Origin of the sequence: Sinosporangium siamense (genome assembly GCF_016863435.1) — a bacterium.
Lineage (GTDB): Bacteria > Actinomycetota > Actinomycetes > Streptosporangiales > Streptosporangiaceae > Sinosporangium > Sinosporangium siamense.
In genome coordinates, this window is record NZ_BOOW01000045.1 from 67,006 (window position 1) to 83,082 (window position 16,077).

The window sequence follows — 16,077 nt, forward strand, 5'->3', positions numbered from 1 at the left end:
GTGACTGGAAGGAATGATTGCTCACCGACATCGCTCCGCCGGCCCTGGAGCGCTCGCACCATAGGTAGCCGTCGTTGTTCTCCTGACGTCGCCGCCGGGCGGCTCCTCGGTGTTCTCGGCAGGCATGAGGCCGAGTTCTGGACCCTGGCGATCGGCACCGTGAACGGCAGGAGCCTCGCGGTGTCCGGCAGCGAAGCCGGTGACGTGCAGACCTGGGACCTGACCTCACCCGAGCCGACCGGCAGGCCCCTGGGCGACCGCGTCCACAGTCGCCGGTGCCGCCGAGCACGTCGGCGCGCTCGGGGGTGAGGCCGGTCAGCAGGGACACCACCGCGGTGAGGGAGCCGTCCAGCACCTTCATCGACTCGATCACTCCACGGCGGACGTGCTCGCTCTGGTGGTCCAGGTGAAGCCGGACTGCGGCAGCGACCGAGTCCATTCCGTTCCCCCTATAGGGGAGGGCGCCCTGGGGGACCGGCTCGCCGGTCGCCGGGTCGGACTTCAGTGGTGATTGCTGCTCTGCCCGTTGGATCTGTGTCATCACATCGTCATGATCACTGTGGAGCCTAGGATCCCCAAAAGCGGGGAGCGACCGATGCCGTGGGGCACGGGGCATTCTGCATTCCTGCCCAATTGAGCCGATCGGTTCGTTTCTGATGTTTTGACTATTTGCCGAGTGGGCCTTCCGGATTTTATCCCGTGCCTTGGTTACCGGCGGGATACTTGGTCTTTTCCTAAGGTGTCGGGTGTTGCTGGGGGGAAGGGCGTTGGTGGTCCCATTTTTGGGATGGGGCGCCGGGTTTACGAAGCGCTCTCCGTCTGTGGTTGAACAGAGCACAGCACATTTGGGGAGCGAGTGGATGGCAAAGCCGGGTCGCTGGTGGGGCTTGCGGTGGTCTCGCTGGCGCAATTGATGGTTTCGCTCGACGTGACGATTGTCGCTGTGGCGCTTCCGTCGGCGCAGGAGACGGTGGACTTGACCGACGCCTCCAGGCAATGGGTGGTGAGTGCCGACGCGCTCGCGTTCGTCGTGTCCGCGGTGGTCAGTACCTCGCAGCAGGTCGGGGGCTCGATCGGGGCCGCGTTGCTCAACACGGTCTCGGCCGGGGCCGCCGCCGCCCATCTCGCGGAGGGCACCGGCACCGAGCAGGTCGCCCAAGTGCACGGGCTGGCTGTGGCCAGCGCGACCGGCGCCGGGGTCGCCGTCGTGGGGGCGGTGCTCTGCTATCTGCTCATCAGCTTCAGCCCTCGGCAAACCTGAGCGGCGTCCACCTGCAGGATCCTTTGATTTGCCATCCGACAATCGGCCAAAGGGATGAGTCAGGGGTCATTTCGGTGGCAATCTTCAGTACTTGCGAATGATCCGCTATTCCTCCCGAGGTTGGAGGAAACGGTCGTACCCAGCCAACAGCATGTGATCATGACGATTGGACGGCGTACGGCAATCGCTCTTGGCGCTCTTGCCGCGCTCACTGTTTCCCTCACCCCCTTAAGCCCCGCCGCGGCGAGCCCCGCAGCGGCCCCCGCGGCGGCCCCGGGGGGCACGATCAACTGGGCACCTTGTCCCGAGAACCCCGCGGTCGACTGCGGATCCCTCACGCTGCCCATCAACCGTGACGATCCGGCGAGCCCGACCTTCGAGCTGGCCGTCGCCCGGATCAAGGCCACCGATCCCGCCGCCAGGCAGGGCTCCCTGGTCTTCAACCCGGGTGGGCCCGGCGGTGAGGGCGTGGGCATGCTCATTTACGGCGGCAACATGTTCTCGGCCGAGGTCAACCGCCGATTCGACATCATCGGGTTCGATCCCCGCGGGGTCGGGCGCAGCAGCCCCGTCCGCTGCTCCCTCGAGGTGCTCATGCGCGGGCCGTCGGCCTTCCCGGGCAACCAGGCCGACTTCGACGCGCTCGTAGCCCACAACAAGGAGCGCAGGGCCGACTGCCGCACCCGCACGGGGCCCATGTTCGACCACGTCGACACCGTCAGCACGGTGCACGACCTGGACGCCCTGCGGGCGGCTCTGGGGGACGAGAAGCTCACTTACTACGGAGTTTCGTACGGCACGCTCATCGGCCAGCTCTACGCCGAACGTTACCCGGGCCGCATCCGCGCTCTCGCGATCGACGGCAACATGGACCACAGTCTGAACACCCGCGGGTTCCTCGACACCGAGGCGTGGGCGGTCCAGGACTCGTTCAACGCGTTCGTGAAGTGGTGCGGCGGGAGCGCCGACTGCGCGCTCAACGGCAAGGACGTCCGCGCGGTCTGGTCGGATCTGCTCCAGCGGGCCGACCGCGGTGAACTCCGCAGCATCACCCCGCCCGAGAGCACCTACACCAGGATGCACCTGATCTCCGAGGCGTTCGGCGCGTTCTACGGCTCCGACCTGAGGCCGCTCGCGACCTTCCTGCGCGACCTCGACCGGGACGGCAGGGCCGATCCGCCCAGCTATCCCGCCGCTGCTGCCGCCGCCGCGGCGCAGGAGGTGATCGTCGACTATCCGATGGAGATCTTCTGCCAGGACTGGCGGCTCCCCGTCCGCAACTATCGGGAGTTCGCACGCCACGTGCGGAGGTCGGAGGCCATCTCCCCCGACATGGGTCCGAGTCCCCTCGCGCTCTCCGCCGTCGCGGGTTGCCTCGGCCACTCCGATCCGGTCAAGTATCCGCAGCGTCCACTGCGGGTGAAGGGCACGCCGCCCCTGCTCGTCTCCAGCACGCTGCACGACCCCGCGACCCCCTACATCTGGGCCACCAGCGCCGCCCGGCAGATCGGCCGGGCCGCCCGGCTCCTCACGCATGAAGGCGGCGGCCACGGTGTCTACGGCCACGGCCAGTGCGCCACCACGGCGGTCGACAACTATCTGATCTCGCTCACCGTCCCCGCCCACGGCACCCGCTGCGCGACGGATCCGCCGGGTACGGCGGCCAAGCTCGACATCGGGCGCCCGATGCCCCGTCCGGTTACCGGCTTGCCCGGCTCGCCTGGCTCGCCCGGCTTGCCTGGCTCGCCCGGCTTGCCTGGCTGGGCCGTACGCCGCTGACCCGCCCCGCGTGGGCCGTGACCGCGGTCACGGCCCACGCGGCCTTTCACCGGACGGCGTGTCACCGGGCGGCGCGCGGCCGGTTCGTCAGGGGATCGCCGCGTCGAGGTCGGTGCTTGAGACCGAAATGACGCCGTCGATGTCCGCCAGCACGGTGGCGAGTTCGTCGATCTTGCCTGGACCTTGCAGGAGGATCCAGATGGAGACCAGGCGGGGGTCCTTGCGTTCGTGTTCACGCTCCACCAGCAGATGGGCGATGACGAAGCCGTGGTCGGTGCAGACCGAGAGGACGTGCCGCAAGGCCCCCCGCCTGTCGTGGTAGACCAGATGCAGCCGCGACTGGGTGAATTTTGAGCGGGGCAGCCGGGCGGCGAGCGGGGTGAAGCCGAAGACCACCAGGAAGTGGCCGGCGGTCACGGCTATGGCCAGCAACCACAGACCGGCCCCGGCCGCCATGCCGACCGCCGTGGTGAGCCAGATGATCGCGGCGGTGGTGAGGCCGTGCACCGCGTCCTGCCGGACGAAGATGATGCCGGCCCCGATGAAGCCGATCCCGGACACGATTTGAGCGGCGACGCGGGAGGGGTCTAGCGTCACGTGATCGCCCAGGACATCGCCGAAGCCGTATTTCGAAACCAGCATGATCAGCGCCGCGGCGAAACCGACCAGCGTGTGGGTGCGCAGCCCGGCGCTCTTCTGCCGGATCTCACGCTCCATTCCGATCGCCGTGGACAACACCAAGGCCAGGCCCAGCTCACCCAGCTGGACCCATCCCTGGCCCGCCAGTCCTCCGGCGGCGCTCGCCACTCCCATTCGGCCAGATGTCCCCTGCTTGTGCTGTGGGAACACCCCGGTAAATCTCTGGGAAAGGGAAAGGGGGCTCCGCCGTACTCGGTGCCGCCGGGGATCAGGTGCGCCGCGCCAGCCGGATCACCGTGGCGAGGGCGGCGGCGGAGCCGAGGGCGACGGCCGCCAGGCGGCGGTGGCGGGAGAGCCACGCCTGCGGGCTGTGGGGGTGGGATCGGGCGTCGAATCGGCCGTGCGCTCCGAAGTCCCTTTCCTCGTCGTCCACGGGCTCCCACAGGTTGGTCGGCCTGTCGCGCAGGTGAGGCTCCTCGGTCTGCTGGGAACGGTAGCCGGTCTTGGCGAGATAACGGTCGATCAGGGACGGGGCCAGCCGCTCGGCCAGCAGGGTCAGCACGGTGGTCAAGCCCACCCAATATTCCTTGCGTCCGGGATGGTCGGCGGCGAAGACGACCGCGCGGGCCGCGATCTCCGGCTGATAGATGGGCGGCACCGGCTGCGGGCGCCTCGGCAGGCGGGCCAGGACCCAGTCGAACTGCGGGGTGTTGAGCGCGGGAAGCTGCACCATCGTCACCTGGATCTCGGTCTTGTCGTGCAGCAGCTCGCAGCGCAGCGACTCGGTGAAACCCTTAATGGCATGTTTGGCCGCGCAATATCCGGCCTGCAGGGGGATCGCCCTGTATGCCAAGGCGGACCCCACCTGGACTATGGCGCCGTGCCCGCGGGGCCGCATGTGGTCCATCGCGGCCTTGGTGCCATAGACGTAGCCCAGATAGGTGACTTCGGTGATGCGGCGGAACTCCACCGGAGTGATCTCGGCGACGGGGGCGAAGACGGTGCTGAAGGCCACGTTCACCCAGACGTCGATGGGGCCGAGCTCGTCCTCCACCCGCCGGGCCGCCTCCTCGACCTCGCGGGCGTCGGCGACGTCGACGGCGATCGGGAGGGCCCGCCCACCGGCGGCGCGGACCTCCTCGGCCGCGGCGGCGAGGCCCTTCTCGCCGCGGGCCAGCAGCGCCACGTTGTCACCTCTGGACGCGAAGAGGCGGGCCGAGGCCCGGCCGACACCGGCGCTCGCCCCGGTCACGACCACGGTGCGCGGTTCTTTGCCGGTCATGCTCATCACCCCCTGGTGAGATATCGGTCGGCGTCGGCCGATCTCAGCTCCAAGCCGATGCCGGGGCGGGAGAGGTCGGGGGTCAGCATGCCCTCGACCGGAGCGCGGAACCCGTCGAAAAACATCGACTCGATGCGCACGTGATCGTGGAACCATTCCAGATGCCGCACGTTCGGCGTGGCCAGCGCGACGTGCAGGTGAAGCTGCGGCGTGCAGTGGCCCGACACCTGCAGGTTCCGCGCGGCGGCGAGCCCCGCGGCGCGCTGCCACTCCAGGATGCCGCCGCAGCGGGTGACGTCGATCTGGAGGCAGTCGACGGCACCTGCCATGCGCCGGAAATAGTACAGGTCGCAGCCGTATTCGCCCGCGGTGACGTCGGGGCGTACGGCATCGCGCACCAGGCGCAGTCCGGCGAGATCGTCGGAGGACACCGGCTCCTCGAACCAGCGCACATCCCATTCGTCCATCGCCGCCGCGAGCCGGACGGCCTCCTTGGCGGTGTAGGCACCGTTGGCGTCGACGAACAGCTCCGTGTCCGCGCCGATCGCCTCACGCGCCCGGCGCACCCGCCGGACGTCCCGGTCCCGCCCGATCTTGAGCTTCACCCGGCCCATGCCGTCGTCGAGGGCCCAGCCGCCGAGCTGCTCCGCCAGCTCGGCCTCGGTGTAGCTTGTGAAGCCGCCGCTGCCGTATACCTGGACGGCCTGGACGGCCTGCCCCAGCAGGCGGCACAGCGGCACATCAAGCAAACGCGCCTTGAGATCCCACAGCGCCGTCTCCACCGCGGAGATCGCATAACCGGCGACTCCCGCCCGACCGGCGTTGCGGACCCGGTGGACCATCGCCCCAAACGCCGCCGGCACGTCGAAGGCGCACATGCCGCTCACCGTCGGCCCGAGCAGGTCGCGGACGATCGCGGCACAGGCCGCCGGGCCGTAGGTCCAGCCGAGCCCGGTCAGCCCGCCCGCCCGCGCCCGCACGAGCGTCATGGTGGTCTCGGTCCAGGCCAGCGTGCCGTCCGCCTCCGGCCGGTCGGTGGGCACGGTGTAGACGGCGGCGGTGATCTCGCCGACGGCGGTCATGCCGCTCTCCGCGCGCCGAGCGCCGAGGTGAGCTGCAGTGCGGTGTGGATCAGCGCGATGTGCGACAGCGCCTGGGGGAAGTTTCCGGTGAAACGGCGATTGCCGGGGTCGTACTCCTCGGCGAGCAGGCCGACGTCGTTGCGGAGACCGAGCAGGTGCTCAAAGATCTTGACCGCCTCGCCGGTCCTGCCCTGGAGGAGACGGACGTCGGCGAGCCAGAAGGTGCAGGGCAGGAACGCCGCCTCCTCGCCCGGGAGTCCGTCGGCCTCGTCCCGGGGTTTGTAGCGCCGCACGAGACCCTTCTGGCGCAGCTCGGACTCGATCGCCGCCACGGTCCCGGCTATCCGCTCGTCGCGGGCGGGCAGGAATCCCACCAGCGGCATCCGCAGCAGGGCGGCGTCCAGTGCCGGGCGGCCGTAGGACTGGGTGAAGGTCGCCCGGCGATCGTCGTATCCGAGCCGGCAGACGTCGTCGAAGATCTCCTGCCGTAGCCGCCGCCAACGGTCCACCGGTCCTGCGAGGCCGAAGCGTTCCGCGTCCTTGACGGTGCGGTCGGCGGCGACCCAGGCCATCACCTTGGAGAACGTGAACTGCCGCGGGTGACCGCGCATCTCCCAGATTCCCTGGTCCGGTTCACGCCAGTTCGACTCCAGGAAGTCGAGCAGAGCGCGCTGCACCTCCCAGGCGTGGGCCTGAGGGCCGATACCGTTGATGCGGATGTGGTGGAAGGCGTTCATGAGTTCGCCGTAGACGTCGAGTTGCAACTGCTCCGCCGCGGCGTTGCCGAGGCGGACGGGGCTGGAGCGCGCATATCCCGCCAGCCACGGCAACTCCATCTCGGGCACGCGCCGCTCGCCCGCCACGCCGTACATGATCTGCATCTGCTCGGGGCGCCCGGCCACGGCCCGCAGCAGCCACTCCCGCCAGGCGAAGGCCTCCTCTGCATAGCCGGCGTCCAGGAACGCGAGCAGCGCGAAGGCCGCGTCCCTGACCCAGCAGTATCGGTAGTCCCAGTTTCGCGACCCGCCGATGACCTCGGGGAGTGAGGTGGTGGGGGCGGCCACGACTCCGCCGCCCGGCGCGTAGGTCAGCGCCTTCAGAGTGATCAGCGAGCGGGTGACGGCCTTGCGGTAGGGGCCCTCCCGATCGTGCTCGCCGATCCATCGGCGCCACCAGCGTGTGGTGGTCTCTACGGCGTCGCCGATGTCGTCGATGGGGACGGCTTTGCGATCCGTTGGCGTCCAGGCCAGGTGGAACGCCACGACTTCGCCGGCCCCGACGGTGAAGTCTCCCTTGACCGCGCCGTCTGCGACGCCGAGGTCTGCTCCGCTGCTCAAGGTGAGCGAGTCGGGGCCGGCGAAGGCGTGAACGCGGCGCCCGTCGCCGTTGAACCACGGCGGGATACGGCCGTAGTCGAAGCGGGGCACGAAGGTGCAGCGCATCCGGACGTTTCCGGAGAGTCCTTCGACGCGGCGCACGAGGTCCGCCTGGCCGTCACGCACAGGCATGCAGTCGATCACGCGCACCCGGCCGCCGTCGGCGGCGAACTCCGTCTCCAGCACGAGGGTGTCGTCCCGATAGCCCCGCCGTACGGCAGAGCCACCGCCGGCCGGGGCGATTTGCCAGTAGCCGTTCTCCGGGGCGCCCAGCAAAGCCGCGAAACAGGCGCCGGAGTCGAAGCGGGGAAGGCACAACCAGTCGATGCGGCCCTCGTCGTCGACGAGCGCCGCCGTGTGGGTGTCTCCGATGAGAGCGTGGCTTTCGATCGACCGCGGCATGCCGCCCTCCCCTCGGCCGGACGCCGGACCAGCTTGGCGCCGCCGTCCTGAGGTGGAAACCGCACCGCCTCCCTCTCCCAATGTAACCCGATTGACCAGGGGTTTCTCGCGTCACGCGTATCCTCAGTCGGTTAGTGCGGCCTGTCGTTTGGCGTCGGACTGCGGGGGTAAGGCCGCCGTTAGCCGTGATAGTTCGGAGGTGCCACGCCGAGATCGCCATCGGGGGTAGCCATGCCGGAGATCGTAGGAGAAAGCCTCGCGAAACGGCTCGTCGACTGGGGAGTCGACACCATCCTTAACCCGCAGCAGATGCCGGATGTGGTGGACCTGGCGAGGTTGGAAGCATGAGTACCGCCCGGATCGTCCTGCCGGAGCCCGTCACCCGCATTCCGGTCGCCGACGTCGACGTCGCCGCCCTGGAGCGAGACCTGCTGGCCGAAGTGGACGGCGAGGTCCGCTTCGACGCCGGATCCCGGGGCGCCTACTCGACGGACGCCTCCAACTACCGCCAGGTGCCCATCGGCGTCGTGGTGCCGAGGAACGTCGGGGCCGTGGTCGCCGCGGTTGCAGTGTGCCGGCGGCACGGGGCTCCGATCACCTCGCGCGGCGGCGGCACGAGCCTGGCGGGCGAGTGCACCAACACCGCCGTGATCATCGACTGGACGAAATACTGCCATCGCCTGCTGGAGGTTGACGCGGAAAACCGCACCTGCGTCGTCGAACCCGGCATCGTCCTGGACGTGCTCAACAAACAGCTCGAACTCACGGGGCTGGAGTTCGGCCCGGAGCCCGCGACACACAATCACTGCACGCTCGGGGGCATGATCGGCAACAACTCCTGCGGGGCGACCGCGCAACGCACGGGCAAGGTCGTCGACAACATCGTGGAGCTGGAGGTGCTGCTCTACGACGGCACCCGGATGTGGGTCGGGGAGACCGACGACGACAGATATGCCGAGATCGTCGCCCGCGATGACCGCAGGGCGCAGGTCTACCGCGAACTGCGCGCCTTGCGCGACACCTATCTCGGCCAGATCCGGACCCGCTATCCGAAGATCCCGCGCCGTGTGTCCGGCTACAACCTCGACAGTCTCCTGCCGGAGAACCACTTCAACATCGCCCAGGCGCTGGTCGGCGCCGAGGGCACATGCGTGACGGTGCTGCGGGCCAGGCTCAAACTCGTGCCGGTCGTCAAATGTCAGACGCTGGCGTTTCTGGTCTACCCGGACATCGCCGCGGCCGGTGACGCCGTGCCTGCCATCCTGCCGTACCACCCCATCGCCTTGGAGGGCATCGACCGCAAACTCGTCGACTACGAAAGGCGCAAACATCTCAATCCCGAAGCTCTCCGGCTCCTGCCTGAGGAGGGCGCATACCTGCTGGTGCAGACCGGCGGCGACACCCAGAAGGAGGCGGACGCGGCGGCCGACAGGTTGCTGCGCGGGCTGGGCAAGAAGCGCGGCGATCCCGCTGTCGGCTTTTTTGACAACCCGGAGCGCGAAAAGGAGATGTGGCTGATCCGCGAGTCCGGGCTGGGCGCCACCGCCTACGTGCCCGGCCTGGCCGACACCTGGCCCGGGTGGGAGGACTCCGCCGTCGGGCCGGACCGGCTCGGCGACTATCTGCGTGATCTGAGCGGGCTCTACGACGAGTACGGCTATAGCCAGGCTTCCCTGTACGGGCATTTCGGACAGGGTTGTGTGCACAGCCGCATTCCCTTTGACCTCATTCATCCCGCCGGTATCAGGGCCTTCCGGTCGTTCCTCGAATCGGCCGCGGATCTGGTGGCCCGCTACGGGGGCTCGCTCTCCGGGGAGCACGGCGACGGGCAGGCCCGGGCCGAGCTGCTGGCGAAGATGTACGGCGACGACCTGGTCAAGGCGTTCGGGCAGTTCAAGGCGATCTTCGACCCGGACAACCGGATGAACCCGGGGAAGGTGGCTTCGCCGTACCCCTTGGACACGAATCTGCGGCTTGGCGCCGACTACCACCACGGCGAGGTTGCCACGCATTTCGGGTATCCGGAAGACGGGGGCGGGTTCAGCAGGGCTGTACTGCGGTGTGTCGGCATCGGGAAGTGCCGCCGGCACGAAGGCGGCGTCATGTGCCCGTCGTACATGGTCACCAAGGAGGAGGAGCACTCCACCCGGGGCCGCGCCCGCCTGTTGTTCGAGATGCTCGACGGGGTCGTGCGCGGGGGAACGATCGCCGACGGCTGGCGCTCCGCCGCCGTCAAGGACGCCCTTGATCTGTGCCTGGCCTGTAAGGGCTGCAAGGCGGACTGTCCGGTCAACGTGGACATGGCCACCTACAAGGCCGAATTCCTGTCCCACCACTACGCCCGCCGGCTGCGCCCGCGTGCGCATTACACGATGGGCTGGCTGCCACTCGCGGCGGCGCTGGTCGTGCGCACCGCGCCGCGGCTGATCAACCTGCTGACGCATGCGCCGGGCCTGGCCTGGGCTGCGAAGAAGGCGGCCGGGGTCGACATCCGGCGGCATGTGCCATTGTTCGCCGATCAGAGCTTCCAGCGGTGGTACGCCAGACATGTTCCCCGTGGCATCGGGAAACGAGGCCAGGTGGTGTTGTGGCCCGACACCTTCACCAACCACTTCGACACCGGCGTGGCCCAGGCGGCGGTCGAGGTTCTCGAGGACGCCGGATGGCGGGTCTTCGTTCCCGATCAGACCGTCTGCTGCGGCCTGACCTGGATCTCCACCGGCCAGCTGCAAACGGCCAAGAGGGCGCTGCGGCGCACCGTCGACGTGCTCCGTCCACATCTGCGGGCCGGTGCCTTCATCGTCGGCCTGGAGCCCAGCTGTACGGCGGTCTTCCGCAGCGACGCCAAGGAGTTGTTCCCGCACGATGAGGATGTGGAGCGGCTGCGCCGGCAGACCGTGACCCTGGCCGAGCTGCTCCACGATCACACGCCCGGCTGGCGGCCGAAAGCGGTGGCGCGCAGGGTGCACGTTCAGACGCACTGTCACCATCATGCGATCATGGGCTACGACGCCGATGAGGCCGTACTCGCGGCGGCGGGGCTGGAGGCCGACGTGCTCGACTCCGGGTGCTGCGGGCTGGCCGGCAACTTCGGGTTCGAACAGGGGCACTACGAGGTCTCGGAGGCCTGTGCGGAACGGGTGCTGATGCCCGCCGTCCGGGCCGCCGCCGCCGATGACGTGATCCTCGCCGACGGGTTCAGCTGCCGCACTCAGGTGGATCAGGGGGCCTCCGGTGGGCGCCGCGGTGTGCATCTCGCGGAGCTGCTGCGTGCCGGGCTGCGCGGTGACCACGGTCAAGCTCGTCCCGAACGCGTATGGTCGGACCGGCCCGAACCGCCTTCACGGGTTGTCCGTGTGCTGACCACCGTCGTGGTGATCGGCGCCTGTGCCGCGGCGGCGGCGGGCGGGTGGATCTGCGTGCGCCGGCTGATGGGAAGACGGCGTTCTCCGGACGCGGCTTCCGTCGGCAGGACTAAACCACTCAAGCCTCACAAGAGGTAAAAAACCTGGTCACGAGGGGTCTGGGACCCCTTGAGTGCTTGCCCTGAGCGCGGGACTATGTAGGTGACACCCATCGACCTCGGGAAACGAGGGGCCGAATGAGGAGAGATCCTCAAACGGTGGTTGTGTTCGAAGGTGGAAGGTTTAGTGATCGAAAGATCACAAGGCCCGCCGTCGCCAAGACGGCACTCCACTTTTTTCAAAGAACACGATCCAACGCCTGACGCCCCGGCCGATGGGTGCCTGTCGTATGCGTGCTGCCCCCGCCGCGTCTCTCCCTTTCAGGTCACCGCTCCGTGGTGCCCCTGTCGCGTCTCTCGCTTTCAGGTCACCGTCCTCCTGATCATCGCTACGGTCACCCCATGCTGCCCTGACCGTCGCCTGCCGGCCGGTTTCCCGATCCGGCCTGTTATCGCGTTGCCCGTCCCGGACATAGACAGGTGTTGGCCAAGGGGAGAAGGGCGCAAGTGTGGACGAGCGGGTGACCAGATTCACCAGGTTCTTCGACATCCACTACGAGGACGTGCTGCGCTACGCGGCGCGCCGGGTGGACGAGGAGACCGCTCACGACATCGCCGCCGGCAGCTTTCTGATCGCCTGGCGCAAACAGCGGGAATTACCGGCGGACGACGCCGAGGTCCTGCCGTGGCTCTACGCCGTGGCTCGGCGGGTGCTGGCGAACGAGCACCGCAGGGAACGCCGGGGGAGCCGCCTCGCGGCCAAACTGGCCGGCTTTCTCGGAGCCGGGTTTCTCGGCGGGGAGACGCCCGATCCCTCCGTTGACGTCGGCGCCACCCTGGATCTGTCTCAGGCCCTTAGTGTGCTGTCCCCCAAGGATCAGGAGATTCTCCAGCTCATCGGCTGGGAGGAACTCACCATCCGGCAGGTGGCCGTCGTGATCGGCTGCTCTCCCGCGACCGCCGCCGTGCGGGCACACCGGGCGCGGCAGCGCCTGCTGGCCATTCTGAGCGACCAAGGACTCCTGCTCGACTTCAGGCAGCGGGCAGGCAACGGGAGGAGCGATCGTGATTGACAAGTTCGACGACGTCCGACGCCTGATGCGATCTCTCGATCCGATCCGCCGGGACCGGTTCGCCGGAGCGGCCCAGAGCCCCGAGGCGCGCGAGACGCTGCGCCGCATCGTCGCCGAGAATGCCGCGCCGAGCCGCTCCCGGCCGCCGCGCCGGCGGATCATGGTGCTGGGCGCGGCAGGTCTGGCGACGGCGTGTGCGGTGACCGTGGGGCTCGTCTCCTGGACCACACCCCTGCAATATCCAGCGACACCAGAAATATTGACCTATACCCTGGCCGGGCACTCCGTGTCGCAAGACGACACGCTGCCCTCCGCCCGCCGGGCCCTCCTCGCCCTGGCCGAGACCGCCGCCGGTCAACCTGCCCGCCCGGTGCCGCCGGGGGCCGCCTACAGCCACGTGTCGCGTAACGAGTGGAACCTCATCACCTCGTTCTCGCACGGGAGGACCACCTCCGAGATCGTGCCCGCGGTGGTGGAGCAGTGGACCCCGCTGCGCCGCGAGGGCCGGATACGCAGGATCTCCAGCCCAGGCCATCCGCTGGCCACGAGGTATGAGGGCGAGGCCGCCGCCGGCACCGCCGTACGGCCCGTGTTGGAGGAGACCTTCCCGGTGGACGCCGGCCACTTCCCGCCGGTGAGCGCATTGCCCGGGGACCTTCACAAGGCACTGCTGGACAGGGTGAACCTGCCGGAGGCCGGCGAGACACACCGTTTGGTGCAGAGCGTCATCGCCCTGCACCTCCAGCAGACCGTGCCCCCCGGCGACGCCGCCAGGCTGTGGCGGCTGCTCGCCGAACGCCCCGACCTGAAACACCTCGGCACCGTCGTCGACCGCGCCGGCCGCAAGGGGGAGGCCGTCGCCCTCGACGAGAAGTACTCCCTTCCCCGGCGATGGGCCTTGATCATCGCCCCGGAGACGGGGGAGTTGCTCGCGGTGGAGGAGATGCTCACGGAGAACGCCGGCAAACTGAACCTCGACGTGCCGGCGGTCATCGGCTACAAGCTCCTGCTGAACGGGGACTACGCACAGAACCCGGGTAGCTGAACGCCTTCGGCCCCGGGAGGGGATTCTCTCCCGGGGCCGAAGAGACCATCAGCAGTTGGCGCTGGTGTTCGCTAGGTAGATCCAGCGCCAGCTTGCCAGGCCGCCACTGGTGGAAATCGACGAATATTGCGGATAGCAGGATGCCGCGCTGCTGGAGACGTTTTTCATGGCGGCGTCATCGCCTCTGCGGTTGTAGTAGGAGCCCCAGGAGTTGAGACCCCAGTCGCGGAGATTCTGCCAGACGCCGGCGTCGTAGAACTGGAGACGCCTTCCGGTGCTGGGATAATAAGTGTCCTCCCACCAGCATGCCCAGCCGGCGGGGCAGTCGTTCATCGCCTGAACGGTTATCTCGCTACACGAGGAGGGGCTGGCGAGCACGACCCGTGCATTGCCGTTTTCGTAGGCGACGGTTCGTGCGTCGACGACGTCACCTCCGGGCTTGTCCGCCAACTGCTGCGCAACGGCTTCCTTTCGGTCGGATTCACATTGGGTCGGTGTGGGGGCGGCTTGCGCCGGATGAACAAGAAACATTCCGGCTGACAGCGCCAAGGCTAGTCCCATGCCGAGGGCTCGTGTTTTCCGGGCCATGAGCATCCTTTCGTTGTCAACGACGATGCGCGGCTGATGATCAGACGCCCTTACATGTCTAACTCGATCACCGGAAAACTTAAAGATCTACGGCTCAATCCTGCACCTATGGACAGAATTCGGTGACAGATGGGGAAACTTTCCTTCGGGATGTAATGACGGTATAGGTGCCGGACATAGATGGTTGAGTTCCACATTTGTCCCGGTGGGAGGCTGGTCTATTTATGCAGGGGCCGATGGATATGCCGGCGCCGCAGTTTCGCCAGGTCGGAGGCGCGGAATGGTTGCACCCGGGATATGGGGGGTGCGCCTGGCTCGGGGTGTGGTTATAGGATCGGCCTCTCCCGCCGTCTCTCGATCGCAGTGGACTTCCGTAAATGCCGTTTCCGTCTGGGGGTGGTGCGTATTTTTATCGGGAAAAACAGAGGAGCTTATGCTTTCCGTGGTTCTGGGAAGAAGCTGGCTGCTTGTCGGGGTGTTGGTGGCGTTGTTCCTGGTGACCGTGCCCTTCGGAGTTCTCTGGGCGACGCGGAGAAAGGGGCCGAGGACGCCGGTTGTTCTCTTCGCCCTGGCGGCGTCGATCGTCCTGGCGGCCACGCTCACACCCGTCGGCCTGGGAGATGCGCAGTGGCGCTACTGCACCGTCACCTCGCCCTGGGACGGCGTCCTCAACGAGTCGGGCATGCTCAACGTGGTGTTGTTCATGCCGTTCACCCTGTTCCTGACGCTGATCACCAGCAGGCCTGCGATGTCCGCCGCCACCGGCGCCGTGAGCTCGGTCGCGATCGAGACGGTCCAGGCGTTGGCTCCCCACCTGGGCCGGCTGTGCGATACCTCCGACATCGCGGCGAACACGCTCGGTGCGATGGGCGGATCGGTCGTGGCGTTGGCCCTTATGCGCTGGTTCACCGTGGATTACGGGGCGAAGTCCGCCCTCCCGCTTTGGGGGACGCTCGTTGTCGCCGTGCCGGCGGTGGCGTTTGCCGGTGTCGTGGTGGAGTTCCAGGGTGGCGTCGCCGGCCCTGCTCAGCAGTGGGAGAGGGGCGTCGTGTCCCTGCTCGGCGCGGACGCCGTGAACCGTCGCCGCCGGATGAGCGGTTCCCACGGCCAGGACGGGAAAGCGGTGCAGTACGGGTCGGCGGAAGAACGGGGGCCGGCCGAGTGCCTAGTCGCCCTGCGCGCGGCGCCCCCCTGTGAGAGGGCCGTGCAGAACCTCATGCGTGAAGGCGACTCCCGCCAGCCGGGCCGCAAGCACCAGCGCCCCGTCGACCGCCGGACGATGCACCACGCTCTCATCCCACTCGTCGTCATCAGAGGGCGGATAGGCGGGATCGAGACCGGCGTGCCCCATCTCCTCCAGCAGGCGCTCCGGATCACTCCCATATCGCCATGCCGGTTTCCTCGGATCGAAACCGGTCACTTCATCGCCGTCCACGGCATAGATGAAGTAGTCGCTCGCGTAGTCGTGCCGCAAGACCGACACCATCTCTGTCCCGCGTGAGAGCGCCGACACTGCGGCGGAGTCAGGAGCCCTGCCCTGGTTCCGGCCGATCAGCACGACCCAGTCACCGAGACGCCCCGCCAGGACCGTGCCGGGGAACAGGCCCTTGTCCACCAACTCGGCGTAACTCAACGGCCGAATGCTCTCCTCAACGGCACCCGTGCGCCGCAGAGCCTCCGCCTCTGTTAGACCGCGCACAAAGGTCAAGCACCAGACGTCCCCCAGGTCCCAACCATGGGACACCCATCGCACGTCAGCATGCTCGATCTCCACGCTGGTATTCCCCGCTCCGTTGTCCTACGCGAAGCACACTATGTCCGCCCGGCTTCGGGGTGGATCGGAAACCGGCGATGGGACGCGCGACCCTCTTTCCCTGCCTGTCCTGGAACCGAGTGGGGTGCGACTACACACCCCGCACGCTGCGCCGCCTCAGCGGAGCTTGATGCCTGGTATGGCGGGGTTTGTCCCGTCGGGCGCCCCCTTTTGAGGTGGCACCGGCGGCGAGTGGGACGCCCCGGGCGGTGGTGGAGTCCACCGCCGGCTGGCGGAGTGGGCCCGTGGCTCTCAGCGCACCCCTATTGCCCCG

11 protein-coding genes and 1 pseudogene are annotated in these 16,077 nt (G+C 68.1%); 6 read left to right on the top strand and 6 right to left on the bottom strand.

All coding sequences use genetic code 11. The annotated features are described in order from the left end of the window. Positions 1-928: 928 nt before the first annotated feature. Both Ssi02_RS33030 and Ssi02_RS33035 read left to right on the top strand, forming a co-directional pair. On the top strand, positions 929-1,261 hold the full coding sequence (locus Ssi02_RS33030) for a hypothetical protein (protein ID WP_204031508.1): 333 nt from the start codon (positions 929-931) through the stop codon (positions 1,259-1,261). Positions 1,262-1,420: 159 nt separating this feature from the next. Further along, positions 1,421-3,040 (top strand): alpha/beta fold hydrolase, encoded by a 1,620-nt coding sequence (locus tag Ssi02_RS33035; protein WP_204031509.1) that lies wholly within the window; start codon positions 1,421-1,423, stop codon positions 3,038-3,040. A gap of 87 nt (positions 3,041-3,127) precedes the next feature. On the opposite strand, the gene Ssi02_RS33040 is transcribed toward Ssi02_RS33035, so the two are convergent. From Ssi02_RS33040 to Ssi02_RS33055, 4 genes are all read right to left on the bottom strand, one after another. Continuing rightward, complete coding sequence (locus Ssi02_RS33040; RefSeq protein WP_204031510.1) at positions 3,128-3,853, bottom strand: MgtC/SapB family protein; 726 nt, start codon at positions 3,851-3,853, stop codon at positions 3,128-3,130. Between the two features lie 94 nt (positions 3,854-3,947). Next, positions 3,948-4,961, bottom strand: a complete 1,014-nt coding sequence (locus Ssi02_RS33045; protein WP_204031511.1) for an SDR family oxidoreductase — start codon at positions 4,959-4,961, stop codon at positions 3,948-3,950. Between the two features lie 5 nt (positions 4,962-4,966). Next, positions 4,967-6,043 (bottom strand): enolase C-terminal domain-like protein, encoded by a 1,077-nt coding sequence (locus Ssi02_RS33050; protein WP_204031512.1) that lies wholly within the window; start codon positions 6,041-6,043, stop codon positions 4,967-4,969. Further along, the gene (locus Ssi02_RS33055; protein WP_204031513.1) at positions 6,040-7,821 is read right to left on the bottom strand and encodes a glycoside hydrolase family 15 protein; all 1,782 of its coding nucleotides are present in this window, start codon (positions 7,819-7,821) and stop codon (positions 6,040-6,042) included. Before Ssi02_RS33055 ends, Ssi02_RS33050 begins: the two co-directional genes overlap by 4 nt. 344 nt (positions 7,822-8,165) lie before the next feature. On the opposite strand from Ssi02_RS33055, the gene Ssi02_RS33060 reads away from it, so the two are divergent. From Ssi02_RS33060 to Ssi02_RS33070, 3 genes are all read left to right on the top strand, one after another. Continuing rightward, complete coding sequence (locus tag Ssi02_RS33060; protein WP_204031514.1) at positions 8,166-11,324, top strand: FAD-binding and (Fe-S)-binding domain-containing protein; 3,159 nt, start codon at positions 8,166-8,168, stop codon at positions 11,322-11,324. 481 nt (positions 11,325-11,805) lie between these two features. Next, the gene (locus Ssi02_RS33065) at positions 11,806-12,357 is read left to right on the top strand and encodes an RNA polymerase sigma factor (RefSeq protein ID WP_204031515.1); all 552 of its coding nucleotides are present in this window, start codon (positions 11,806-11,808) and stop codon (positions 12,355-12,357) included. After that, positions 12,350-13,402, top strand: a complete 1,053-nt coding sequence (locus Ssi02_RS33070) for a hypothetical protein (protein ID WP_204031516.1) — start codon at positions 12,350-12,352, stop codon at positions 13,400-13,402. The genes Ssi02_RS33065 and Ssi02_RS33070 overlap by 8 nt, the downstream gene beginning before the upstream one ends. A 48-nt stretch (positions 13,403-13,450) precedes the next feature. On the opposite strand, the gene Ssi02_RS33075 is transcribed toward Ssi02_RS33070, so the two are convergent. Further along, positions 13,451-13,990 carry a hypothetical protein gene (locus Ssi02_RS33075; RefSeq protein WP_204031517.1) on the bottom strand — a complete coding sequence of 180 codons (540 nt, stop codon included), beginning with the start codon at positions 13,988-13,990 and terminating at the stop codon, positions 13,451-13,453. Positions 13,991-14,423: 433 nt separating this feature from the next. Here Ssi02_RS33075 and Ssi02_RS40170 point away from each other — a divergent pair. Next, positions 14,424-14,867 (top strand): annotated as a pseudogene (locus Ssi02_RS40170) (VanZ family protein); the annotation flags it as partial. Positions 14,868-15,155: 288 nt separating this feature from the next. On the opposite strand, the gene Ssi02_RS40015 reads toward Ssi02_RS40170, so the two are convergent. Next, entirely contained in the window at positions 15,156-15,764 is a 609-nt protein-coding gene (locus Ssi02_RS40015) for a DUF6461 domain-containing protein (RefSeq protein WP_373870231.1), read from the bottom strand. Positions 15,765-16,077 lie beyond the last annotated feature (313 nt).

Bases quoted from the DNA above. Each gene is read 5' to 3' on its own strand.
- Ssi02_RS33060 (WP_204031514.1), top strand. From the start codon at position 8,166: ATGAGTACCGCCCGGATCGTCCTGCCGGAGCCCGTCACCCGCATTCCG.
- Ssi02_RS33050 (WP_204031512.1), bottom strand. From the start codon at position 6,043: ATGACCGCCGTCGGCGAGATCACCGCCGCCGTCTACACCGTGCCCACC.
- Ssi02_RS33075 (WP_204031517.1), bottom strand. From the start codon at position 13,990: ATGGCCCGGAAAACACGAGCCCTCGGCATGGGACTAGCCTTGGCGCTG.
- Ssi02_RS33035 (WP_204031509.1), top strand. From the start codon at position 1,421: ATGACGATTGGACGGCGTACGGCAATCGCTCTTGGCGCTCTTGCCGCG.
- Ssi02_RS33055 (WP_204031513.1), bottom strand. From the start codon at position 7,821: ATGCCGCGGTCGATCGAAAGCCACGCTCTCATCGGAGACACCCACACG.
- Ssi02_RS33040 (WP_204031510.1), bottom strand. From the start codon at position 3,853: ATGGGAGTGGCGAGCGCCGCCGGAGGACTGGCGGGCCAGGGATGGGTC.
- Ssi02_RS33045 (WP_204031511.1), bottom strand. From the start codon at position 4,961: ATGACCGGCAAAGAACCGCGCACCGTGGTCGTGACCGGGGCGAGCGCC.